The organism is Streptosporangium sp. NPDC000095, from assembly GCF_042899335.1.
Lineage (GTDB): Bacteria > Actinomycetota > Actinomycetes > Streptosporangiales > Streptosporangiaceae > Streptosporangium.
The window spans coordinates 1-24,635 of sequence record NZ_JBIAZS010000037.1; the positions used below are offsets into that span (position 1 = coordinate 1).

Below are 24,635 nucleotides of genomic sequence, written 5' to 3' on the forward strand. Positions count from 1 at the left end.
CGTCCCCTCGTCGGGCTGGTGGGCACCGGCCAGGGTCTTGATCAGAGTGGACTTCCCGGCACCGTTCTGGCCGAGCAGACAGTGCACCTCGCCGGGCAGCACCTCCAGGTCGACGCCGTCCAGGGCGCGCACTCCGGGGAACTGCTTGACGATCCCTCGCATGAGGAGAAGGGGCGTGACTTCCGACATGGGGCCTCGCTGGTTCATCGTGGGGCCGAGAAGACGTGGTCGCTGCTGAGCCTGGCCGCGCCGACCACGCCGGCGTCGGGTCCCAGCTCGGAGAGCACGATGGGCAGGTTGCCGGTCGCCAGGGGCAGCGACCGCCGGTAGACGACGCTCCTGATCTCCGCCAGGAGGAGGTGGCCCAGCTGGGCCACCCCTCCCGCGATGATCACGAGGCCGGGGTTGAAGAAGCTGACGAGCCCGGCCAGCACCGTGCCGACCCTGCGCCCGCCGTCGCGGATGAGCCGTACCGCGTGGGCGTCGCCCATCTCGGCGGCCGTGGCGACGTCCTCGGCGGTGAGGGTGCCCGTCTCGTCGAGACGGCGGCCCAGATAGACCGAGCGTCCGGCGATGGCCGTGGCCTCCCTCGCGAGGGCGGTCCCGCCGAAGTAGGCCTCCAGGCAGCCGACGTTGCCGCAGGCGCAGACGGGTCCCTGGTCGTCGACGCGGATGTGGCCGATGTCGCCCGCGCTGCCGGATACCCCCCGGTAGATCTTGCCGTCCACCACGATCCCGCAGCCGATGCCGGTGCCGATCTTGACGAGCAGGAAGTCGTCCACCTGCCTGGCCAGCCCGGCGTGGAGTTCGCCGAGGGCCATGATGTTGACGTCGTTGTCGACCACGGCGGGGCAGCCGAGAGCCTGGCCGACCGCCTCCCTGACGGGGTAGCGGTCCCAGCCGGGCATGATCGGGGGGGCGACCGGGACCCCTTCCCGGAAGCTGACCGGCCCGGGGAGGCCGACCCCCGCACCGTGCAGCTGGATGAACTGTCCCTGCTCACCCAGCTTGGCGATCATCTCCATCGCCTGGTCGAGCACGGCCACGGGGCCGTCGCGCACGTCACACCGCTCGCTCAGGTGGCCGAGGATCTCCAGCTCGCCGTCGGTGACGACCACGTCGATCGAGGTGGCGCCGATGTCGACACCGGCGAAGCGAAGGTCTGCGGAGAGCCGTACCAGGCCGGACCTGCGCCCGCCGCGCGAGGCCGCGAGCCCCGCCTGCTCGGCCAGGCGCAGCTCGATGAGCCGGTCGAGTTCCAGGTTGAGCCGGGAGCGCGACAGGGCGGTCACGTCGCCGAGTTCGGCGCGCGACCGCGCCCTCTCGCGCAACAGCCGGAGAAGCGCGGCTTGGTACGCGTTCTCCGGCCGAGCGACGGTCCGCTTCACAACACCCTCCCTGTTCCGAGCAGGTGTGCAGAAGCTAACCCTCTTTAGACGGGTTTGTGAATCACTTTTACCTAACGGTTCGCCGACTTTTGCAGCTATCAGCAAAAGTCGGCGAACTTGACCGCTCCCGTCAGCTCACCCGGGTGAGCCTCCACTGCTGGTTGTTACCGCTTCCGCAGGTGGCCTGGGTGAGTTGCGTGCCGTCCGCGGTCGAGGCGCCGGGCACCTCGAGACACAGGTTGCTCGCGGCCGAGGTGATCTTCCAGGCGCCGTTGGTCCCGGCGGCGAACTTCCACTGCTGGTTGGCAGCGGTGTGACAGGTCCACTGGATGATCGTCGCTCCCGACGCGGTGGAGCCGCCGTTCACGTCCAGGCACTTGCCACTCTGGACACCGGTGAGGGTGAAGGCGCCGCCCGCCGCGGCGGTGAACCTCCACTGCTGGTTCGTGCCGCTGCCGGCCGTCCACTGCAGCACCCTGGCTCCGTCGGCCGTGGACTGGCCCTCCACATCGGCCGCCTTGGAGCTGTGCACGGCGGTCAGCCGGTAGACGCCGCCTGCCACGGGTCCTTCTCCGGTCGAACCCCCCGTCGCGTTCAGGGTGAAGGAGTCGAGGTCGAACTGGTTCGCCGTCGGGTGCTTGAACACCAGGTACAGCGTTTGGCTGCCTGTCAGCGCCGTCACCGAGGTGGCGGCCGTCTGCTGGTAGTTGTTCCAGCCGCCGGTGTTCGGCACGGACGTGGTGGCGAGCAGCTGCCCCGTGGGCGAGCCCGCGCGCAGCTCGATGGAGCCACCGGCCGAGGCGGAGGAGAGCCGGTAGCTCACCGACGCCACCCCCTGGACGCTCATCGGCGAGAAGGAGATCCAGTCGTTGTTGGAGATGTCACCGACACGCTTGCCGTTCTGCGCGCCGGCCTGGTCGACGATCCTCACCCCGGACGAGCCGGTGAAGTACTCGGCCTGCTTCTGCCTGGGCTGCAGGATCAGGTTCGCGGTGCTGGACAGGCCGCCCTTGTCGGTGTAGGTCGCGGTGAGGACGTAGAAGGTGTTGGCGTCCGCGTCGTGACCCGAGTTCGTGGTCACCACGGTCCCCGAGCAGCCGGTGAACTGGCCGGTGTCGTGGCTGTGGGTGTCGTGGCCGAGCGCCGTGACCACCGTGACCTTGGAACAGTCGATCGTGCCGTCCTCGGGGTCGGTGACGGTCACCGTGTACGGGACCGAGTCACCGAAGTTGATCGCCGTTCCGTCGGGCGGTGAGCCGAACCTCACCACCGGTGCGGTGTTGCCGACCGTGATCGGCACCGTCGCCGAGCCGCTCTTGCCCGACGGATCGGTGATCGTGAGCTTGGCGGTGTAGTTGCCGGTGGCGGTGTAGGTGAACGAGGGGTTCGCCGCGGTGGAGTCGGTCGAGCCGTTGTTCGTGAAGTCCCACGCGTAGGTGAACGCGTCCCCGTCCGGGTCGGCCGAGCCCGCCGAGGAGAACTGGACGGTGAGCGGCGCCTGGCCGGAGGTGGGCGTCCCGCTCGCCTTCGCGACCGGGGCGCGAGAGCCGCCGTTGATGTAGTCGATGCGGTAGACGCCGTCGTCGGGGTTGGTGCCGCCGTAGCCGACCCCCCACTCGATGAGGTACATCGCGCCGTCGGGGCCGAACTTCATGTCCAGCGGCGACCTGAACCCGAGGTTGGACAGGAAGCGGTTGGTCTTCAGCATGTTGCCGCTGCCGTCCAGCCGCATCTCCATCAGGTAGTTGCGGCTCCACTCGTAGAAGAACGGGGTGTCGTCGAAGTAGGCGGGGAACTTCGTCTCCGAGGGGTTCGCCGCGTCGTAGTGGTAGAACGGCCCGCCCATCGGGGCCGCGCCGCCGCCGTTGCCCATCTCCGGCCACTCGGGCACGAGGTGGTAGTTGTACCAGACGGTGGCGGGCTTGACCGCGGGCAGGTTCGTCATACCCGTGTTGTTGGGCGAGGTGTTCACCGGCGCCGAGCAGTTGAACTTCGCCCCCGAGGTGGAGGTGGCGAAGTTGTAGTCGTTGAACGGGATGTTGTTGCCCACGCAGTACGGCCAGCCGTAGAAGCCGGGCGACTTGATCAGGTTCCACTCCACGGTGCCCTCGGGCCCGCGGTTGGCGTTGGCCGACCCCGCGTCGGGGCCGTAGTCGGCCGCCGAGATCCAGCCGGTCTCGGAGTCCACCGAGAACCGGAACGGGTTACGGAAGCCCATCGCGTAGATCTCCGGGCGGGTCTGCGCCGTGCCCGGCGCGAACATGTTGCCCGAGGGGATCGTGTAGGTGCCGTTGCTCTCCGGGTGGATCCTCAGGATCTTGCCGCGCAGGTCGTTGGTGTTGGCACTGGTCTTCTGCGCGTCGAAGTTGGAGCGGCCGGAACGCTCGTCGATCGGCGCGTACCCGTCGGAGGAGAAGGGGTTGATGTCGTCGCCGACGCCGATGTAGAGGTTCCCGCCCGGCCCGAAGGTGAGATACCCGCCGGTGTGCCCCGGCTCGTCGACCCTGGTCGCGGGGATGGAGAGGAGCTTCTTCTCGCTGGACATGTCCAGGGTGTCGCCGTTCAGGGTGAACCGGGAGACCTGGTTGATCGCCGCGGAACCGGTCGGCGAGTAGTTGAGGTAGACCCAGCGGTTCGTCGCGAAGTTCGGGTCCAGGGCCAGGCCGATCAGCCCGTCCTCACCGCCGGTGTAGACGCTCAGCGTGCCGACGGTCACGATCTGGCCGTTGCTCTTGCGGATGAGCATGAGCTTGCCGGAACGGGCGATGTAGTAGACGTCCCCGTTGGGAGCGATGTCCAGGCCCATCGGCTGGTCGGGCGCGCTGTCGAGCGTCACCTTCTGGTACCGGTTCCACACGGTGCCGCCGCAGTCGCCCGCGGCGTTGCCCGCCGCCCACTTGACGCCGCCGAGCACGTGCTGACGGAAGTTGGCCTCGTTGTAGGAGGCGCTCTCGTGCCCCATCGCGGTCGCCCACACGCGCCCGCCCTCGGTGCTACGGCACCAGGAGATCGGGTGGTCGGGGCCCATCTTGTTTCCGCCGGCGTCGTAGGTGCTCTCGTCGGCGGCGACCAGGACGTGGACGTCGCCCCGCATGTTCTTGCTGAAGTTGTACCACTCCTCGGTACGCGTCCAGCGGTCGGGCAGGCCCACGGTGGAGGGGTGCTTCTTGTCGAGGACCTTCGCGGTGCCCTGCACGGTGGCCGAGTGCGCGGTCATGTGCGCGCCACCCATGATGAGCTGGTCCCACCAGGGGAACTGCGCCTCGATGTTCATGTCCGTGGTGTTGTGGATCGCGACGATCCCGCCGCCGTTGTTGACGTACCTCTGCATGGCCTGACGCTGGGCGTCGTTGTCCCAGACCATGCCGGAGTTCTGCAACATGATGATCGCGTTGAAGCCCGCCAGGCCCGCGTCGCTGAACACGCTCGAGTTCGCGGACTGGACGACCTCGAAGTCGTTGGCGGCGGCGAGTTGCTGAACCATCGTGATGCCGGATGGGATCGACGCGTGCACGTAGTCGGCGGTCTCGGTGAACAGCAGCACCCGGAAGGCGGCCGCCTTCGCGGCTCCCGCGTTCGCCGAGGCCATCGAGACCCCGGAGACCACGGATAACAGGAGCAGGATGGGGACCATTAAGGCGGTGAGCTGGCGGCGCATGGAATCTCCTGGGGGGTTAAGAAGGACATGCGAAACGAACCGGGCGGCCCTGACGGGCCGAACGGCGCGACGATGCCGGGAGAGAGCGGCAAAAAGTCGAAAAGCCTGGTGGTTTCTGGCTTATTTCCTCTCCATTTCAGGATGGTAAGGATGAGTTCTGACGACAGTCAAGCAAAAGATTGTCCAGTCAAGGCAGAAAGGCGCGCCCCGTACGGCGAAAGCGGCTCCGTCCAGGCAGTCCCTTCAGGCCCCATCGAACGACTCATTTGAATCCCGCATCGCCCGACCCTTTTTTGGTCATCCCAAACCAAACCCGCAACCACCCCGAAAACGTCCTGGGCAACAAAAAGGGCGCCCTCCCGCGGAGAGCGCCCTTCGGCGAACGTCGGCCGGCCACCCTGTACCCGCCCGGCCGTCCCGGTCAGGCGGTCAGGCGGTCAGGCGGTCAGCGTGCGGCGCTCAGAGCATCGCCTTCATCGAGGCGGTCGCCTGCTCGCCGAGCGTCGTCGGGGTGAGGTACGGCTGCTCGGCGAGGATCGCCTGCCAGTTGTCCCGGATGTCCTCCACGGTGTGGTCGTCCTGCCGCCAGCCGGGCCCCTCGGCCACGAACACCCGCGCGATCCGGCCGCCACCGACGCTGAAGACCTCGCCGCTGGTCTCGCAGGCCTCGTGCGCCAGGAAGGTCACCAGCGCGCTGACCCGCTCCGCGGTGAACTTGGCCTCGAACTCCGCGGGCAGGAGCTCCTCGGTCATCCGGGTCCAGGCGATCGGCGCGATCGCGTTGGCCTTGATCCCGGCCCTGGCACCCTCGATGCCGAGCGTCTTGGTGAGGCCGACCAGCCCCATCTTCGCGGTGGAGTAGTTGGCCTGGCCGAAGTTTCCGAACAGCCCGGCCGGCGAGCTGGTGTTGACGATGCGGCCGTATCCCCGCTCCTTGAGGTGCGGGAAGGCCGCCCGGCTGACCAGGAAGGAGCCCCGGACGTGGACGGCGAGGACCTGGTCGAACTCCTCGACGCTCATCTTGCCGAAGGACCTGTCCCGCAGGATGCCCGCGTTGTTGACGACGATGTCCAGCCGCCCGTAGGTGTCGATCGCGGTCCGCACGATCGCCTGGGCCCCCTCGGGGGTCGCGACGTTGTCGGTGCTGGCGGTCGCCTCCCCGCCGGCCTTCCTGATCAGCTCGACCACCTCGGCGGCCGGGCCCGCGGAGGCGCCGGTGCCGTCCAGCGCCCCGCCCAGGTCGTTGACGACCACCTTCGCGCCGCGCTCGGCGAGCGACAGCGCGTGCGAGCGGCCGAGTCCGTGCCCCGCGCCGGTGATGACCGCGACCCTGCCGTCAAACCGCAGCTCTGACATCCGCAATCCTCCCACGAGAACATAATTCTAGTCGTCTGAACAATAGCCCGCCCGACCCTCGCGATGCCATGGGCACCCCCGGGAGGTCACCTCACGACGGAGTCCGCGAAACCTTCCCGGACACCGCTCGCGAAACCGGGGCGAGCCGTCGGCGACCCCCTCGACACCATCGCGGGGACCATTACCGAGAAAGGCGCGCGGCGGTAACCGAGAATGCTGGAGATCATTGCGCATAGTAAGCACCCGTGTTAATTTCTGCTAAAGTTTTTGCCTCACACGGGCGAGGGTCAACGACGACACCCCTCACTTTTTCCCAGTAAGGCCCCGCCCAATATTTTGGGCTGGAGGCCCTATATGTCCTTATCGCCGCCCCTGCGCGTGGTCCAGTGGGCCACGGGCGCCGTCGGCAGATACTCCCTGCGCAGCCTGATCACCCGGCCGGAATTCGAACTCGCCGGGGTTCTGGTCTACGACCCGGACAAGGTGGGACAGGACGCGGGGACCCTCGTGGGGCTCCCCGAGGCCGGTGTCGTCTGCACCGACGACGTCGAGGAGATCCTCGCCGCGAAGGCCGACTGCGTGCTGCACATGCCCCTGCCGGCGTCCTACTTCGGCGGGGAGCATCCGAGCGACGTGGAGACCATCTGCGCGCTGCTCGCCACCGGCAAGAACGTCATCACCACCACCGGGTTCGTGTATCCCAAGTGCTACGGCCCCGGAGTGGTGGAGCGGCTGGAGGCCGCCTGCCGCGCGGGGGGATCGTCCCTGCACGGCACCGGCGTCAACCCGGGCTTCATGAGCGACGTGCTGCCGCTCACGCTGACCGGCCTGTCCAGCCGCGTCGACCACATCTACGTCCGGGAGTCGTCCGACTTCCGGGGCCACCCGTCCCGGCAGATCGTGGTGGATCTGTTCGGCTTCACCCGTTCGGCCAAGGACTACGTCGCCGCGGTGCGCCCCTTCCGCGCCTTCCAGCGCTCGCTGTTCGCCGAGAGCGTCCAGTTCGTGGCCGACAACCTCGGCGTGGCCCTCGACGAGGTCGAGGAGAGCGACGAGTTCGAGCTCGCCGCGGAGGAGTTCGAGATCGCCGCGGGACCGGTCAGGGCGGGCACCGTGTGCGCGTCCCGCTGGATGTTCAGCGGGCTGGTCCGCGGCCGTCCCTTCATGACCGTGGAGTGCGTCTACAAGGCCGACGCCACCCGGGTGCGACGCTGGGCCGACCCCGGCTTCAGCGTCCACATCGAGGGCGTGCCCCAGCTGATGCTCACGGTCGACGAGATCTCCCACGGCCTGGCCGGCGCCGCCGCCCACGCCGTCAACTCCGTCGCCGCCCTCTGCGCCGCTCCGCCGGGCATCCACACCGCGCTGGATCTCCCCCTCGCCACCGGCCGGGGCACCGTCCGCCTCGCCTGAGGATCCTCCTCGGCCCCCTCCGAGGCATCCCCAGAGCGGACGTTCACCGCCCGCCGACCACCAGGCGGACATAAGCCTCGTTCACCATGATGAACCGCACACGATGCATCAATGAACAATATGTAACGTTCATAATATTGTTGGACATAGGCCATTTATGTCCCTGTCGAGGCGGTACGGATCTTCAACATGCAATGTTCTCTTATCGCAGTACATTGCCAGCCTCCTTCCTTACCTCCCGATCATGCGGTACGCGTAAGCCGACGAACCGAGAGCCGAGGAACGGGCCGAGCGCGCACCCGGGGCACGCCGCCACGCGGGCGGCGAACAAGCAATGATCAACGCGAATCCACCGCTTCCCGACCGGGCCGTCAGTTAACGACGCACCGCGACCATCGACGTTCAACCGGTAAGTCAGGTATGCTTTAATCCTTCTACCGTAAAAACAAACAAAGCGCTTATCGGGGCGCGTCTATGGGCACTCCAACCACTTTGGATTCGCGGCGGGCCCAGGATGTACGGCGCTGTCAGGGAAAACCGATTCCCGAGCAGAATGGCGTGGCACATGGATCTCGTCGTAAGCGTCTTGAGCATTGACACGGGCGGCGCGGACGATCTCCGCAGCCTCGCGGCATGGCTGGAGGCCGAGCCCGAGTTACGAGGAAGAGTCACCTTCCTCGAAAGTGATCCGTCAGAGGGAAGATTGGGGCCGCTGGTCGAAGCGCTCCAAATAGCGCTGGGGTCGAGTGGCCTGGTCGCGGCGATTTCCGGTGTGATCGTCGCATGGATCGGTTCTCGCCCCGGGGACGTCACCGTGAAACTCATCCGGGGAGACGACAAAATCGAGGTGAGCGCCGGACGGGTGCGGTCACTCGACACGACGAAGCTCGCTGCCCTCACCGTCGAGATCGTCGAAGCATTGGAAAGCACCGATGATCGAGGATGACCTCTCGAAGGCCGGTGAAACCCGCCGGGAGCCGAGTGCCCGGAGATCTCCGCTTCTGGCACTCTCCTCTTCGGGGAGCAGAGTTCTCCTCGCCGGAACCGGGCTGCATATGCCGGGGTCTCGTTTACCGGATATTCCGGCCGTCGCGTCTACAATAGAAGACCTTGGCCAATGCCTCATCCAGAAAGGCGGCCTGGCGCCGAGCGGATTATCGGTTCTCCTCAATCCGCCGACACCGGTCGACCTGGGAAACACTTTCGCCGAGCTCGCGCAGGACACGACGTCCGTCCTGATGTTCTATTTCGTGGGGCACGGCCTGGTCAGCGCGGAGAACGAACTGCACCTCGCCACCCAGGCGACGATCGACCTACGGCGAGGAGTGCCCGGTTACCAGGCGTTGCCCTACTCCCTCGTGCGTCAGGCTATCGCGAAGTCACGCGCCGAATTGGTCGTCGTCGTCCTCGACTGCTGCTTCTCGGGACGTGCGCAAGGGGTTTCGTCGCGATTGGTGGACCTTTTCTCCGACAGCATGACCTCGGGCGCGTACCTGCTCACCTCCTCCAGTAGAGACGAGGCGTCATGGGCGCTGCCGGGCGCTCGTCACACGGCGTTCTCCGGCGAGCTGATCAAACTGCTGAACGAGGGGGACCAGGCCGGCCCCCAGGTGTTCTCCCTGGACTCCATCTATCGGAACCTGACCCGGTCCCTGCCCGAGAAGGGTTTTCCGAGCCCGCGACGGCACGCGACCGACCTGGGAGATCGTCACGCCTTCGCCGTCAACCCGGCGTACGTGGTGCCGCAGGCGCCCCCCGCCCCGCCCGTGGTGCAGCCGACGGAGGAGGAGTCCCCGTACCGCGGCCTCGCCACCTTCGGCCCGGAGGACGCGGCCAACTTCTTCGGCCGCGAGGATCTGACCCGGGCACTGGTGGCGCGCGTCCGGGAAAGCTCCGGGACCGGTGGCATGCTCGTCGTCACAGGACCTTCCGGATCGGGGAAGTCGTCGCTGTTGCGGGCCGGCGTCGTCCCCGCCCTTCGGCGCGAGAGCACCGGGGAGACACACGCCGTCGTCCTGGTGCCGGGCGCCGACCCCCTGGCCGAGCTGGCCCGGCGGCTCGCCGGTCTGCGCGACGTCGACACCGGGGAGGTCCGTGCCCGGCTGGAGGACCCCCAAGGGGCCGGGCGGGCCTTCTCCGGCCTCCCCGGCCGGGTCCTGATCGTCGTGGACCAGTTCGAGGAGGTCTTCACCGCCTGCCAGGACGAGGCACGACGCCAGCGGTTCATCGAGGTCCTCGCCGAAGCCGCAGGCGATGACCGGGCCAGGGCGCCCGTGACAGTGGTGGTGGTCGTCCGCGCCGACTTCTTCGGGCACTGCGCCGCCTACCCGGAGTTGCTGGCGGCACTGCAACACCCCGAGATCGTCGGGCCGATGACCAGGGCACAGCTGCGTACCGTCATCGAGGAGCCCGCGGCACGATCGGGTCTCAGGCTGGAGAGCGGCCTGTCCGACCTCCTGCTCGACGAGCTCGGCGCCGACGAGGTCTCCACGGGCCGAGCCGACGCCGTGCTCCCGCTGCTGTCCCACGCGCTGCTGGTGACCTGGCAGCGGCGCAGCGGGAACATGCTCACCCTCGCCGGGTACCGCGCGTCCGGTGGCATCGCCCGGTCTCTCGCCCTCAGCGCCGAACAGACCCTGACCGAGATCGGCTCGCAGGCGGAAGGGCTCGCTCAGCGGCTGCTGCTTCGGCTCATACACCTCGACGACCAGACGGACGCCACGAGACGGCGAGTGGCGATCGCCGATCTGCTGGACGGTTCCCAGGGTCAGGTGGCCGCGAGCACGATCCTGGGCAAGTTCGTGGAGGCCCGCCTCATCACGGTCGACCAGGACAGCGCGGAGATCACCCACGAGGCGCTCATCCGGGCCTGGCCCAGGTTGAAGAGCTGGATCGATACGGACCGGGCCAATTTGTCGATGCGTCAGCACCTCGCCACGGACACCGACACCTGGGTGCGCCACGGGCGCGACTCCGCGTATCTCTATTTCGACAGCCAGTTGGTGGCGGCCGAAGCCGTCCTGAACGGCTCAAGTGAGCTCACGGCGAACGAACGGGCGTTCCTCCAGGCGTCGAGCCGGCGCGCCCGCCGGCGCCGGAGGATCACCACCGCGGTGATCACCGTCCTGTCCGTGCTGCTTCTCACCGCCGTCGCGGCCGGTTCCTACGCCCGGCAGCAGAGCGACGAGGCGATCCAGCAGAGAAACCGGGCCATCGCCAGCCAGGTGAGCGACACCGCGGACACGGTCTCGGACCGCACTCTCAGCGGGTTCCTCGCCCTGATCTCGTATCGGCTCTCACCGCTCCCCCAAACCCGCGGAGCCGTGCTCAGCGCGCGCACCTGGCAGACCGGCGCACGACTCTCGGGTCACACGAACGCCGTGTGGGCCACCGCCTTCAGTCCCGACGGCCGGCTTCTGGCATCCGCATCCGATGATCACACCGTCCGGCTGTGGGATGTCCGGGATCCGGCTCGCCCTCGCATACACCACATACTGACCGGCCACACCCGGGCTGTCCGCGGAGTCGCCTTCCATCCCGGAGGAAGGATACTGGCGACCTGCGACGCCGGCGGGACAGCCAAGCTGTGGGCGGTCGACGGCGCTTCTCCACCACGGCAGATAGCGTCGTTCACAGCGAGCCCGCAGATGCTGAGGGAAGTCGCCTTCAGCCCGGACGCCCGGTTGCTCGCCCTGGCGTCGGCTGACCACACCACCAGCCTCTGGGACGTCACCGACACCGCGCGCCCTCGGCGCATGTCCGTCCTTCGAGGACACAAAGATCAAGTGAGTGACGTGGTGTTCAGTCCGGACGGGCGAACCCTGGCGACAGCCTCCTTCGACATCACGGCGCGTCTCTGGGACATCACCGATCCCGCCCGTCCCCGCCGGTTGGCCGTTCTCCCCGGCCATGTGAAGCCGCTGGAGGCGGTCGCCTTCACTCCCGACGGACGCGGGCTCGCCACCGGCGCGGACGACCAGCAGATCATCGTCTGGGATGTGCGCGACCCCGCCAAGCCGACCAGGAAATCGGCCCTGGAGAACACCGGTGGCAGCATATTCGACATCACTTTCAGCCGTGATGGCCGAACCATGCTCGGATCGTCGTACGACAACACCACGTGGGTCTGGGAACTGCCGGACGAGGGCCCGCCGATCCTCTCCACGGGACTCGCTGGGCATACGAATTCGGTCCTCGCCGTCGCCATCAGGGACGACGGAGTCGTCGCCACCAGCTCCGGCGACCTCAGCGTCCGCCTGTGGCGCATCGGTACCGCCGGTGGCGTCACCCGTTCACCACGACTGCAGTCTCACCAGTGGGCCGTCGAAGACGTCTCCTTCAGCCCGGGAAGAAAAATCGTCATCGACGCGGCCGACGACAACACCGCGCGACTGTGGAATGTGGCGGACCTATCCCGTCCGTACCCCCTGGGGACCCTGACAGGGCACGAGAACATCATCGTCCGCGCGAAGTTCGATCCGAGCGGAAACCTTGTCGCCACCGCTTCCTGGGACACGACCGTGAAGCTGTGGAACGTCGCGGATCCCGCTCACCCCGTACTGCTCTCCACCCTTCGCCCCGGCACGCAGAACGCCTTCTCCGTCGCCTTCAGCAAGGACAGTCGCTATCTTGTCGGCACCGCGCAGGATCCCTCGGTCCGTATCTGGGACATCGGGGATCCGGGAAATCCTCGCCTCGTCACGACACTGACCGACCTGCCGGAGAAGGTGGCCGACATGGCGGTGAGTCCCGACGGGGCCACCCTGGTCATGGGCACGACGGACAACCAGGCATATTTATACGATATTCGCGACATGCGAAAACCGGTGCGACTGAGCACGCTCGCCGGGCACCTGAATCCCATCAACAGGGTCGCGTTCATTCCCGACGGCCGTAAGATCGTCACCGCCTCGGGCGACGGCACCGTGCGCGTCTGGGATGTGTCACGCCCCTCGCAACCCCGCACTCTCGCGACCCTGGCCACGCACACCGCCCCCGTGATCGGTCTCGCCGTCAGTTTCAACGGCCGCACCCTGTCGACCGCCGGGAATGACGGAAGCGTACGCCTGGTGGATATCACGGATCCCGCGAAACCTCGTGTTACGACGATCATGAAGCGGGCTCAGGACCATCCGATCGCCGTGGCGTTCATCGACGAGTATGACACTCTCCTCACCGGAGCACAGAGCGGAAAACTCCAGGTCTGGAATCTCGACATCGACGAGGCGATCCGCTTCATCTGCGGGGTCGGCGGTACGCCGATAACCCGGGCGGAATGGGGGCAGTACATTCCCGATATTCCTTATACGCCACCGTGTACATGAGCTTCCATCAACGGCCGGTATGTCCGCCCCCGGACATGCCGGCCCCGGGCGGCCCCCGGTCATCCGGATGCCGGGCACGGCGGGAACCGTACGGCGCCGTGCCCGGCATCCGGCGTCGCCGATCCCCACGGGACCGGGCGAGGATCACCGTGAGGTCAAAGACGTCAGGTGTGTGGGATGAAACGCCCGAAGCGGCCCTGGTGATACAGGAGCGGGCGCCCGCCGGGTTCGAGGCCGGTCTCGATGACGAGCCCGACGACGAGGACGTGGTCGCCGATGTCGACGGTGGAGTGGGGGGCGCAGACCAGGTGGGCCGAGACACCGCCCAGCAGTGGGGTACCCAGGTGCCCGGGGGTCCAGGAGGTGGGAGCGGCGAAGCGGTCGACGCCCTTCCTGGCGAAACGTGAGGCGACCTCGGCCTGGTCGCTGGCCAGGACGTTCACCGCGAAGTGATCGGCCTGCCTGAGCCGGGGCCAGGTCGTGGAGGATCGGTCCACGTAGAAGGAGACCAGCGGGGGTGTGAGGCTCACGGACGAGAACGAGGTGGCGGTGAGCCCGACCGGTACGCCGTTCACCTGCGCGGTGACGACGACGACCCCCGCCGCGTGGACGGCGAGCGCCCGCCGGAAGCTCTCCGCGTCGACCGCGCGGCTCGACAGTGTCTCGGTCATGAAACCTCGCTCATGACGATGTGGGGTACCACCAAGATGCTCCACTTGGTCACTTTTCCCCCTCCGAGGAACAAAGGACACCTTTCAAAACCCATTACGTCCGTCATCTCTTCCCGGTGTCACGTACGGACCCTTTCCCCGAACGCCGCGGCCACCTGCGGGCCGACCCGGTCGGCCCACGGCCCGAGGACGGCGTCGAGGTCGGGAATCCGCGACTCCAGCACCGCGAGGCCCGGTGTGGGAACGGTCGCACCGAGCTCCACCAGCAGCGGCCGGAGGTGGACCTCCACCGCGAGCGAGTGTTTGGCGTCACCCATCACCAGGAGCGGAAGTGCGACGGCGGAGGCGAGCGCGCCGCCCGGCAGCCGGTCGAGAAAGACCTTGAGCAGGCCGGTGTAGGTGGCCTTGTAGGTCGGGCTCGCCACTACCAGCACGTCGGCCCCGGCGACCAGTTCCAGCGCGGCCTTCACCTCCGGCGCCGTCTCGGGGGCGAACAGCAGCGGGGCGAGGACCGCGAGGTCGACGACCTCCGGAGCCTCCCCGTCCCCGATCCGCAGGGCGACGGCCTCCGCCGCCCGTACGGCCACCGCGAGGGTGCGCGATCCCGGTCGGGGGTTTCCCACCACGGTCACGATGCTCATGAGGCCACCGGCGCTTTCTGGTCATGGTCGATGTCGGAACGGAGAAGTCTCCACACCTCGTGGCGGTGCTCGCCGAAGCGGGAACCACCCCTTGGGTCACCTTCGCGGGCGCCGAGATCCACCTCGACGACCCCCCGGATCCGGCCGGGCCTGGCGGTCATCACCGCGACCCGCCGGCCGAGATAGACGGCCTCGTCGAGGCTCCGGGTGGCGAACAGGAGCGTCGTGCCGGTCTTCTGCCAGATTCGCAGCAGCTCCTCCTGGAGCGACTCCCGGGTCCCGGCGTCCAGCGCGGCGAACGGCTCGTCGAGCAGCAGCAGGGCCGGATCCGTCGCGAGGCTCCTGGCGATGGCGACGCGCTGGGGCATGCCGTGGGCGAGCTCGTGGGGGTAGCGGTCGCCGAGCCCGCCCAGCCCCACCAGGTCCAGATACTCCCTGGCCAGGTCGGCGCGCTCCCGCCTCGTGGCGGCCCTGCCCTCCAGCGCGAACTCGATGTTGGACAGCGCGGTGCGCCAGGGGAACAGCGCGTACTGCCGCAGGACGACCCCCCGGTCGAGGCCGGGCCCTTCGAGGGGGATCCCGTCCAGCAGGATCCGTCCGGCGGTCGGGGCGGCGAGCCCCGCGATCAGGTCGAGGAGGGTGGACTTACCGCAGCCGCTCGGCCCGACGAGGGTGAGCAGCTCCCCCTCCCGTACGTCGAGGTCGACGCCGGCGAGGGCGGCGAAGGAACGCCGGGTGTCACGGCCGGCGAACTCCTTGCCGACCCCCTGGATTCTGAGCTTCATCGGGCACCCCCGAGACGGGTGCCGCCGAGGGCGGGAACATGTCCGATCTTGAGCACGATATGCGTCCTGTGAGATATGGGAGGAGACTGCGGGTCGATTCGTGATCACGGACACTGCGCGCTGAACACGCGGCAGAGATCGACGTGCGTGCACCGAGTCAGATAGACGCCCATAACAGAGAAACTACGCACCCCCCGGCGGCAAGTCAATATTTCCTACTGGTTGTACATGAAATACCTCACGAGGAACGTACGACCGGCCGGATCACGCCCCCCGAAGGTCACGTACCGTCGAAGGATGAAACTGGAAAAGGAGATCTCCGGCGGCCGCTTCGAGAGGCAGCCGAACCGGTTCACGGCGCGGATCGAGGAGGGCGGCGAGCACCCGCCCGAGCCGGGCCGCTACCAGATCTACGCCTCCTACGCCTGCCCCTGGGCGCACCGCTCGCTCATCGTCCGCGAGCTGCTGGGCCTGCGGGAGGTGGTCGGGGTGACGATCGTCGACCCGATCAGGGACGAGAAGGGCTGGCGGATCCCCGGGGGCGACCCGGTGACCGGGGTGGAGTACCTCTCCGAGCTCTATCTGGCGACCGACCCCGGCTACGAGGGCCGCTACACGGTGCCCTGCGTCTGGGACATCACCGCCGGGCGCATGGTCACCAACGACTACCCGCAGATCACCCTCACCCTGGAGACGACCTTCGCGCCCTGGCACGCCGAGGGCGCGCCCGACCTCTACCCGCGGGAGCTGCGCGAGGAGATCGACGCGCTCAACGAGGTGATCTTCCAGGGGCTCAACAACGGCGTCTACCGCGCCGGGTTCGCCCGCTCGCAGGAGGCGTACGACGAGGCGGTCACCGACGTGTTCGCCACGCTCGACCTGCTTGAGGAGCGGCTGTCCACCCGCCGCCGCCTGCACGGCGACGCGCTCACCGAAAGCGACGTGCGGCTCTACCCGACGCTCGCCAGGTTCGACGCCGTCTACAACTCGCACTTCAAGTGCTCGGTTCGGCGACTGAGCGACTATCCGGTCCTGTGGGCCTACGCCCGCGAGCTGTACGCCATCCCCGCGTTCCGCGACACGACCGACTTCGATCAGATCAAGCGGCACTACTTCGTGACCCAGACGAACGTCAACCCCAGCGGGATCGTGCCACGGGGGCCGGAGATCGACTGGACCGCTCCCTGAGGGAATGCCCCGGTGACGTGAAAGTTTCATCCGACAAATCGGTCATTCCCCGGGTCGGCGGGCGGGTCGGGAGGGGTAACGGTTGACGATCGGCGAAACGCGCTGGAAACATCGGGCATCCAGGTTGTGGGAGCGCTCCCACTTGGATCTCTCCGACCGGGATCCTCGGACCCGTGCTCCCACAACCTGGAACCTCCCCCCGCCCAAAGGATCCTCCGTGCGCAGACCTCCCGCCTGGCTCGCCCTCGCCACGGCCGTGACCATGATGACCCTGACCCCCCTGCCCGCAGTGGCCGACGGCCCAGAACAGATCGTCAACGGCACCTTCGACAGCGGCACCGCCCCTTGGTGGAGCACCGGCAACACCACGCTGGAGGTCGAAGACGGCCGCCTGTGCGCCGACGTCCCCGGCAACACCGTCAACCCGTGGGACGTCATCGTCGGCCAGAACGACATCCCCCTGGTCAAGGACGAGACGTACGAGTTCTCCTTCTTCGGGATCGCGACGCCCGGCCGGGTGGTCAAGGCCCTCGTCCAGCTGCCGGTGGACCCCTACACGCAGTATCTGGCGGCCAATCCCGAGCTGAGCGTGTCCGGTAACGACTACCGCTACACCTTCACCTCTCCCGTGGACCTGCCGAACGGGCAGGTGGCGTTCCAAATCGGGGGCAGCGCCACCCCCTGGAGGTTCTGCGTGGACAACGTCTCACTGAAGGGCGGTGCCGAGCCCGAGGTCTACGAGCCGGACACCGGACCCCGCGTTCGGGTGAACATGGTCGGCTACCTGCCCTCCGGGCCGAAGAACGCCACCCTCGTCACCGAGAAAACGGAGTCGACCGGCTGGAAGCTCAAGCGCGGCGGGGAGACCGTCGCCGAGGGTGACACCCTCCCGCGCGGTGTCGACGAGAGCTCGGGCCAGAACGTGCACTCGATCGACTTCGGCACGGTCACCACGCCCGGCACCGGCTACACCCTGGAGGCCGACGGCGAGACCAGCCGGCCCTTCGACATCGGCGCGGACGTCTACAGCGACCTCAGGACCGACGCGCTGAAGTTCTACTACACCCAGCGCAGCGGCATCCCGATCCTCGACGAGCTCCGCCCCGGCTACGGAAGGCCCGCCGGGCACATCGGGGTCGCCCCCAACAAGGGTGACATCGAGGTGCCCTGCCAGCCGGGAGTCTGCGACTACACGCTGAACGTCAAGGGCGGCTGGTACGACGCGGGTGACCACGGCAAGTACGTCGTCAACGGCGGCGTCTCCGTCCACCAGCTGATGTCCGCCTTCGAGCGCGCCAAGACCGACGGCGTCCACAAGGACGGCGATCTCGACATCCCCGAGAGCGGCAACGGGGTGCCCGACATCCTCGACGAGGCCCGCTGGGAGCAGGAGTTCCTGCTCAGCATGCAGGTCCCCGACGGGAAGCCGTACGCGGGAATGGCCCACCACAAGATCCACGACGCCGCGTGGACCGGCCTGCCCCTCATGCCCCACCTGGACCCCCAGCCGCGCGAGCTGCACCCGGTCTCCACGGCCGCCACCCTCAACCTGGCCGCCACGGCGGCCCAGGCCGCCCGTCTCTTCGCCCCCTACGACGCCGCGTTCGCCGCGCGCAACCTCGCCGCGGCGAGGAAGGCGTGGGCTGCGGCGAAGGCGAACCCCACCCGGTACGCGGACCCCGCCGACGGGACAGGCGGCGGCGCCTACAACGACGACAACGTGACCGACGAGTTCTACTGGGCCGCCGCCGAGCTCTATATCGCCACCGGCGAGAAGGAGTTCAAGGACTACGTGCTCGCCTCGCCGCACCACACCGGCGACATCTGGCGCGACCGGGGCTTCGACTGGGGCAACACCGCCCAGCTCGGCCGCCTGCAGCTGGCGACCGTGCCCAACGCGCTCCCCGACCGGGCGCGGGTGCGCGAGTCGATCCTGGAAGGCGCGGACAAGTATCTCGCCGTCCAGAAGGCCCACCCGTACGGCGTTCCCTACAACCCGGCGGAGTACGACTGGGGTTCCAGCCACCAGGTGATCAACAACATGGTCGTGATGGCCGTCGCCCACGACCTGAGCGGCGAGGCGAAGTACCACGAGGGGGTGCTTGAGGGGCTGGACTACATCTTCGGCCGCAACGCGCTCAACCAGTCGTACGTGACCGGCTACGGCGAGGTCGCCTCCAAGAACCAGCACAGCCGCTGGTACGCCCACCAGCTCGACCCGTCCCTGCCCAACCCGCCGCGCGGCACCCTGGCCGGAGGCCCGAACTCCTCCATCCAGGACCCGGTCGCCCAGGCGAAGCTGCAGGGCTGCAAGCCCCAGTTCTGCTACATCGACGACATCGAATCGTGGTCCACCAACGAGCTGACGATCAACTGGAACTCCCCGCTCGCCTGGATCGCCTCCTACCTCGAGACCCCCGCCGCCGCCCCCGGTACGTGCAAGGTCACCTACACCAACCACGGCCAGTGGCCCGACGGGTTCAACACCCAGGTCACCCTCACCAACAACGGGACCGAGGCGATCGACGGCTGGACCCTCAGCTGGTCCTTCCTGGGCGGCCAGAGCGTACGGCAGCACTGGAGCACCGCGATCACCCAGGACGGCTCGACCGTGACCGCGAAGAACCTCGCCTGGAACAAGACCATCAAGCCCGGCGGATCGATCACCTTCGGCTTCCTCGGCGCCGACGCCCCCGGCCCCAACCCCCGACCGGACCGCTTCCTCCTCAACGGCAACCTCTGCACGTGACCCGGGTGATGTGAGCCCATACGTCCACAATCAGAAGCTCAAGCCCGTGACCTGCGCTTATCAATGTTGAGGTATCACGGATCATATGGTCGATGACATATAGCCTCACGGACCGTGAGGCTATATGTCATCGAGATCGAGCCCGAGATCCGAACGTGGCTCGAGTCGCTGTCCGAGCGTGATTACGTCAAGGTCGAAGCCCTGGCCGACCTCCTCTCCGAACAGGCCGAGACGCTCGACGAGCCGTACTCCAGGCACCTCGGAGGCAAAGTGCGTGAGCTGCGCCTCTCGCTCACGCGCCGTCAGGCCAGAATCACCTACTGGCTCGCTCCTGGACGGCGGATCGTCCTTCTCACCGTCTTCACCAAGACACGCCGCAAGGAGACCGGTCAGGTTGAACGCGCTCGTCGGGCACAGGTCGAATGTGAGAATCTTCATGTGGTCGCCTCGGAGGTCTATGACCGCGTCTGGAAGGACTGAGTGGGGCATGGCTCACAACACAGCTCACAACACGTGGGAGCGGACGGGCGCCGAGCGCCGAGCCGACGTCTACCAGGAGGCCCGTGAGGCGTTGCTTCTGGGTCAGCAGGTCTACAACCGCCGGACGGAGCTCGGCCTTTCCCAGGCCGAACTGGCCGAGCGGGCCGGAATGACCCAACCGCAGGTGGCCCGTCTGGAAACAGGGGGGGGCACCCCGACTTTGGCGCTGCTCCGACGCCTGGCGAGAGCACTGGACGCCGAGTTGAACGTCACCTTCACCCCCCACGCGGCCGCCTGACGCCACTTCAAGGTGGTGAGGGCGCCCTAAACTGGGGCCGTGATCGAGGACATCCGGGTGGATCCCGCCGTCAGCGCGCTCAGGCCCGACTTCGGGGTGCTGGTGATGGGGGTGTACGGGCTGCGCAACGGGCCCACCGACGACAGGTCGCGGGCCTGGCTGGCGGAGGCGGCGGAGAAGGCCGTGGCGACCGACGACCCGAGGATCGAGTCGTGGCGGGAGGCCTACCGGGGGTTCGGGGCGAAGCCGCAGCGGACCAGGCCGTCGGTGGACGCGCTGGTCAGGCGGATGCCGCCGCCGGAGATCAACCGGGTGGTCGACGCCTACAACGCGATCAGCATCAGGCACGGCCTGCCGATCGGCGGGGAGGACCTCGCCCGCTACGAGGGAACGGCGAGGCTGGTGCGCGCGAGCGGCGACGAGTCGTTCGAGGTCGTCGAGAAGGGCGAGCCCGCGATCGACCGTCCGGAGGCCGGCGAGGTCGTCTGGCGCGACGACAGGGGCGTCACCTGCCGCCGCTGGAACTGGCGGCAGTGCGTCCGCACCCGGATCACCGAGGAGACGACGGACGCGCTGTTCCTGCTGGAGCGGCTCGCGCCCCTGTCGGCGGAGGAGCTTCGCGCGGCCGGGGACGAGCTGGCCGGGCTTCTCGAAGATGTCACTCCGGGGATACGGGTGGAGTCCCGGCTGATCTGGCCGAGCTGATCATGCCCGCCGTACCGGGCTGACCAGCGGCTCAGCGAGTAAACGGTTACCCGGTGAGTGACCGTTTTAACCCGTACTGAGAGGATCGGCAAGGAAGCTGCCGTCAGACTGGCGCAGGTCCGAGCCAAGGCGAGTAGCCTTGGACAGGTTCTCTATCATCAACGCCGATCTGCGGAAGAGGGCGATTTCCGCCGTGTCGTCTGAGTCGTCGCGGACAAACCCGCTGGCAGCCTTTGGTCAGAACGAATGGCTTGTCGACGAGCTGTACCAGAAGTACCTCCAGGACCCCGAGTCGGTCGACCGGGCCTGGTGGAACTTCTTTGCCGACTACAGCCCTGATTCGGGGTCCGGCCGTGCCGCCGCGCCCCGTTCGGGATCCGGCGATGCCGCCGCATCCCAGGGGGCGGCCGCCGCCGCGTCCGCTCCACCGACACCCGCTGCGCCCTCGGCCCCTCCGGCCGCGGCTCAGGCCACCCCGGCCCCCGCGGCGACGACCCCGGCACCGGCGGCGGCCAAGCCCGCCCCGGCCGCCCGACCCAAGCAGGAGACGCAGTTGCCCGCCCCCGCCGGTGCCGAGGAAGTCCGACTGCGCGGCGCCGCCGCGAGGACCGCGGCCAACATGGAGGCCAGTCTCGTTGTCCCGACGGCGACCAGCGTGCGCGCGGTCCCGGCGAAGCTCCTCATCGACAACCGGATTGTGATCAACAACCACCTGTCCCGCGGCCGCGGCGGCAAGGTGTCGTTCACGCACATCATCGGCTACGCGGTGATCAAGGCCCTCAAGGTCCTGCCGGAGATGAACCACTCCTACTCCGAGGTCGACGGCAAGCCGGTGCTGGTCAAGCCCGAGCACGTCAACCTGGGCCTCGCCATCGACGTCGCCAAGAGCGACGGCACCCGCCAGCTCCTGGTGCCGTCGATCAAGGCGACCGAGGGGATGGACTTCCGCCAGTTCTGGGTCGCCTACGAAGAGGTCGTGCGCAAGGCGAGGGCGGGCAAGCTGGGGGTCGACGACTTCAGTGGCACGACGATCTCGCTGACCAACCCGGGCACCATCGGCACCGTGCACTCGGTGCCGCGCCTGATGCCGGGACAGGGCACGATCATCGGCGTCGGCGCGATGGAATACCCCGCCGAGTACCAGGGGGCCTCCCCCGACACGCTCTCCCGCCTCGCGGTGAGCAAGGTCATGACGATCACCAGCACGTACGACCACCGCATCATCCAGGGCGCCCAGTCGGGCGACTTCCTGCGGCAGGTCCACCGGCTGCTGCTCGGCGAGGACGGCTTCTACGACGAGATCTTCGAAGCCCTCCGGATCCCGTACGAGCCGATCCGCTGGGTGCAGGACATCTCGACCACCCACGACGACGACGTGGCGAAGTCGGCCCGGGTCATCGAGCTCATCCACGCCTTCCGGGTCCGCGGCCACCTCATGGCCGACACCGACCCGCTGGAGTACAAGCAGCGCAAGCACCCCGACCTCGACATCAAGTCGCACGGCCTGACCCTGTGGGACCTGGAGCGCGAGTTCGCCACCGGCGGCTTCGGCGGCCGGCCCCTGATGAAGCTGCGCGAGATCCTCGGCGTGCTGCGTGACTCCTACTGCCGCACCATCGGCGTCGAGTACATGCACATGCAGAACCCCGAGGAGCGTGCCTGGATCCAGGCACGCATCGAGCGCCCGCACGCCAAGCCCGACCGCACCGAGCAGCTGCGCGTCCTGGAGCGGCTGAACACCGCCGAGGCGTTCGAGACGTTCCTGCAGACGAAGTTCGTCGGGCAGAAGCGCTTCTCGTTGGAAGGCGGCGAGTCGCTGATCCCGCTGCTCGACTCGGTGCTGAGCTCCGCGGCCGAGGAGCGGCTCGACGAGGCCGTGATCGGCATGGCCCACCGCGGGCGCCTCAACGTGCTCGCCAACATCGTCGGCAAGTCGTACGGGCAGATCTTCGGCGAGTTCGAGGGCAACATCGACCCGCGCAGCGCCCACGGCTCCGGTGACGTGAAGTACCACCTGGGCGCCGGCGGCGACTTCGTCTCGCCCGACGGCTCCAAGCTCAAGACCTCGGTCGTGGCCAACCCCTCCCATCTGGAGACGGTCGACCCGGTCCTGGAGGGCGTGGTCCGCGCCAAGCAGGACCTCCTGGAGCGCGGCGAGGAGGGCTTCACCGTCCTGCCGGTGCTCGTCCACGGCGACGCGGCCTTCGCGGGCCAGGGCGTGGTGGCCGAGACGCTCAACCTGTCGCAGCTGCGGGGTTACCGCACCGGCGGCACCGTGCACATCGTGGTCAACAACCAGGTCGGCTTCACCACCAGCCCGGCCAGCTCGCGTTCCAGCGTGTACGCCACCGACGTGGCCCGGATGATCCAGGCCCCGATCTTCCACGTCAACGGCGACGACCCCGAGGCCGTGGTCAGGGTCGGCAGGCTCGCGTTCGAGTACCGCCAGGCGTTCCGCAAGGACGTGGTGATCGACCTCATCTGCTACCGGCGCCGCGGCCACAACGAGTCCGACAACCCGGGCTTCACCCAGCCGCTGATGTACGACCTGATCGACGCCAAGCGCTCCACCCGCAAGCTCTACACCGAGGCGCTGATCGGCCGGGGCGACATCACGGTGGAGGAGGCCGAGGGCGCGCTCCGCGACTACCAGGCCAAGCTGGAGAACGCCTTCGCCGAGACCCGCGCGGCGGCCAAGGACCCGACGGGCGAGTTCTCCCGTCCGGTCGACATGGAGACCGTCCCCTGGTCGCACGAGGACGTCAAGACGGCCGTCTCCGAAGAGGTCGTCAAGCGGATCGTGGAGACCCAGCTCAACATGCCCGAGGGCTTCACCGTCCACCCGCGCCTGCTGCCGGTGCTGCAGCGTCGCGGGCAGATGGTCGCCGAGGACCGCATCGACTGGGGCATGGGCGAGACCCTCGCCTTCGGCTCGCTGCTGATCGACGGCCACCCGGTCCGCCTCGTCGGCCAGGACTCGCGGCGCGGCACGTTCACCCAGCGGCACGCCGTGCTGGTCGACCGTGTCACGGGCGAGGAGCACACCCCGCTCAAGACGTTCAACCAGGGCACCACGAAGTTCTACGTCTACGACTCCCTGCTGAGCGAGTACGCCGCGCTCGGCTTCGAGTACGGCTACAGCGTGGAGCGGCCCGAGGCGCTGGTCGCCTGGGAGGCGCAGTTCGGCGACTTCGTCAACGGCGCCCAGTCGATCATCGACGAGTACATCACCTCGGGTGAGCAGAAGTGGGGCCAGCGCTCCGGCGTCGTCCTGCTGCTGCCGCACGGCTACGAGGGTCAGGGCCCCGACCACTCCTCGGCCCGCATCGAGCGCTTCCTGCAGATGTGCGCCCAGGACAACATGACCGTGGCCCAGCCCACGCTCCCGGCCAACTACTTCCACCTGCTGCGCTGGCAGACGCTGTCGAACCGGCACCGCCCGCTGGTGGTGTTCACGCCCAAGTCGCTGCTGCGGCACAAGGCGGCGATCTCGGCGGTGAGCGACTTCACCTCGGGGTCGTTCCGGCCGGTGCTCGGCGACACCACGGCTCCCCCGGCCGAGGTGCGCAAGGTCGTGCTGGTCTCCGGCAAGCTCTACTACGACCTCGCGGCGGCCCGCGACAAGCAGGGCCGCAACGACGTGGCGATCGTCCGCCTTGAGCGGCTCTACCCGTTCCCCGGCGACCCGCTGGAGGCCGAGCTGAGCCGCTACTCCGCCGACATCGAGCTGGTGTGGGCGCAGGACGAGCCGCTCAACATGGGTCCGTGGCCGTTCCTGGGGCTGAAGATGGCCGAGAATCCGGGTGTCTTCGGCGGGCGTTCGATCAAGCGGGTCTCCCGCAAGGCCAACTCCTCCCCGGCGACCGGCTCGCACTCCACCCACGAGGTCGAGCTGCAGCAGATGCTCGGCGAGATCTTCGGCTAGGCGACCGGCAGGTCCAAGACAGGCGTCACCCGGAAGTCCCCCGCAGGAGCCCTT

Annotated in this window: 16 protein-coding genes; 9 read left to right on the plus strand and 7 right to left on the minus strand. The window is 68.1% G+C overall.

Annotated elements, in window-relative coordinates:
- The 4 genes from ACFY3V_RS39285 to ACFY3V_RS39300 all read right to left on the minus strand — a co-directional run.
- Window positions 1–189: ATP-binding cassette domain-containing protein (locus ACFY3V_RS39285; RefSeq protein ID WP_362521484.1), on the minus strand; the 189-nt coding region annotated here is incomplete at its 3' end.
- Window positions 190–203: 14 nt separating this feature from the next.
- Entirely contained in the window at window positions 204–1,388 is a 1,185-nt protein-coding gene (locus tag ACFY3V_RS39290) for an ROK family protein (RefSeq protein WP_362907204.1), read from the minus strand.
- Window positions 1,389–1,518: 130 nt separating this feature from the next.
- Entirely contained in the window at window positions 1,519–5,046 is a 3,528-nt protein-coding gene (locus ACFY3V_RS39295; RefSeq protein WP_362907202.1) for a ThuA domain-containing protein, read from the minus strand.
- A gap of 459 nt (window positions 5,047–5,505) precedes the next feature.
- Complete coding sequence (locus ACFY3V_RS39300; RefSeq protein ID WP_362907200.1) at window positions 5,506–6,402, minus strand: SDR family oxidoreductase; 897 nt, start codon at window positions 6,400–6,402, stop codon at window positions 5,506–5,508.
- A 354-nt stretch (window positions 6,403–6,756) separates the two neighbouring features.
- Here ACFY3V_RS39300 and ACFY3V_RS39305 point away from each other — a divergent pair, with 354 nt between their 5' ends.
- The 3 genes from ACFY3V_RS39305 to ACFY3V_RS39315 all read left to right on the plus strand — a co-directional run bounded on the left by ACFY3V_RS39305 (window position 6,757) and on the right by ACFY3V_RS39315 (window position 13,139).
- Window positions 6,757–7,815 (plus strand): dihydrodipicolinate reductase, encoded by a 1,059-nt coding sequence (locus ACFY3V_RS39305; RefSeq protein ID WP_362907198.1) that lies wholly within the window; start codon window positions 6,757–6,759, stop codon window positions 7,813–7,815.
- Between the two features lie 565 nt (window positions 7,816–8,380).
- Entirely contained in the window at window positions 8,381–8,761 is a 381-nt protein-coding gene (locus ACFY3V_RS39310; RefSeq protein ID WP_362907196.1) for a hypothetical protein, read from the plus strand.
- Window positions 8,748–13,139, plus strand: a complete 4,392-nt coding sequence (locus ACFY3V_RS39315) for an AAA family ATPase (protein WP_362907194.1) — start codon at window positions 8,748–8,750, stop codon at window positions 13,137–13,139. Before ACFY3V_RS39310 ends, ACFY3V_RS39315 begins: the two co-directional genes overlap by 14 nt.
- Window positions 13,140–13,303: 164 nt before the next feature.
- Here the strand turns inward: ACFY3V_RS39315 and ACFY3V_RS39320 are convergent, their stop codons facing one another.
- The 3 genes from ACFY3V_RS39320 to ACFY3V_RS39330 all read right to left on the minus strand — a co-directional run bounded on the left by ACFY3V_RS39320 (window position 13,304) and on the right by ACFY3V_RS39330 (window position 15,236).
- Window positions 13,304–13,810 carry a flavin reductase family protein gene (locus ACFY3V_RS39320; protein ID WP_362907192.1) on the minus strand — a complete coding sequence of 169 codons (507 nt, stop codon included), beginning with the start codon at window positions 13,808–13,810 and terminating at the stop codon, window positions 13,304–13,306.
- A 119-nt stretch (window positions 13,811–13,929) separates the two neighbouring features.
- Complete coding sequence (locus ACFY3V_RS39325; protein WP_350949747.1) at window positions 13,930–14,451, minus strand: NADPH-dependent FMN reductase; 522 nt, start codon at window positions 14,449–14,451, stop codon at window positions 13,930–13,932.
- Entirely contained in the window at window positions 14,448–15,236 is a 789-nt protein-coding gene (locus ACFY3V_RS39330; protein WP_362907190.1) for an ABC transporter ATP-binding protein, read from the minus strand. The genes ACFY3V_RS39325 and ACFY3V_RS39330 overlap by 4 nt, the downstream gene beginning before the upstream one ends.
- 297 nt (window positions 15,237–15,533) lie before the next feature.
- Here ACFY3V_RS39330 and ACFY3V_RS39335 point away from each other — a divergent pair, with 297 nt between their 5' ends.
- The 6 genes from ACFY3V_RS39335 (at window position 15,534) to ACFY3V_RS39360 (ending at window position 24,581) form a co-directional block, all read left to right on the plus strand.
- The gene (locus ACFY3V_RS39335) at window positions 15,534–16,424 is read left to right on the plus strand and encodes a glutathione S-transferase C-terminal domain-containing protein (RefSeq protein ID WP_362907188.1); all 891 of its coding nucleotides are present in this window, start codon (window positions 15,534–15,536) and stop codon (window positions 16,422–16,424) included.
- Between the two features lie 217 nt (window positions 16,425–16,641).
- Complete coding sequence (locus ACFY3V_RS39340; protein WP_389780414.1) at window positions 16,642–19,173, plus strand: glycoside hydrolase family 9 protein; 2,532 nt, start codon at window positions 16,642–16,644, stop codon at window positions 19,171–19,173.
- 114 nt (window positions 19,174–19,287) lie between these two features.
- Window positions 19,288–19,653 (plus strand): type II toxin-antitoxin system RelE/ParE family toxin, encoded by a 366-nt coding sequence (locus ACFY3V_RS39345; protein WP_362907186.1) that lies wholly within the window; start codon window positions 19,288–19,290, stop codon window positions 19,651–19,653.
- Window positions 19,654–19,660: 7 nt separating this feature from the next.
- Window positions 19,661–19,951: a helix-turn-helix domain-containing protein gene (locus ACFY3V_RS39350; RefSeq protein WP_350949750.1), complete on the plus strand. Its 291-nt coding sequence runs from the start codon at window positions 19,661–19,663 to the stop codon at window positions 19,949–19,951.
- Between the two features lie 39 nt (window positions 19,952–19,990).
- A complete protein-coding gene (locus ACFY3V_RS39355; protein WP_389780417.1) occupies window positions 19,991–20,656 on the plus strand; it encodes a B3/4 domain-containing protein in 666 nt (221 codons plus the stop codon).
- A 193-nt stretch (window positions 20,657–20,849) separates the two neighbouring features.
- Window positions 20,850–24,581 (plus strand): multifunctional oxoglutarate decarboxylase/oxoglutarate dehydrogenase thiamine pyrophosphate-binding subunit/dihydrolipoyllysine-residue succinyltransferase subunit, encoded by a 3,732-nt coding sequence (locus tag ACFY3V_RS39360; protein WP_389780419.1) that lies wholly within the window; start codon window positions 20,850–20,852, stop codon window positions 24,579–24,581.
- Window positions 24,582–24,635: the final 54 nt, after the last annotated feature.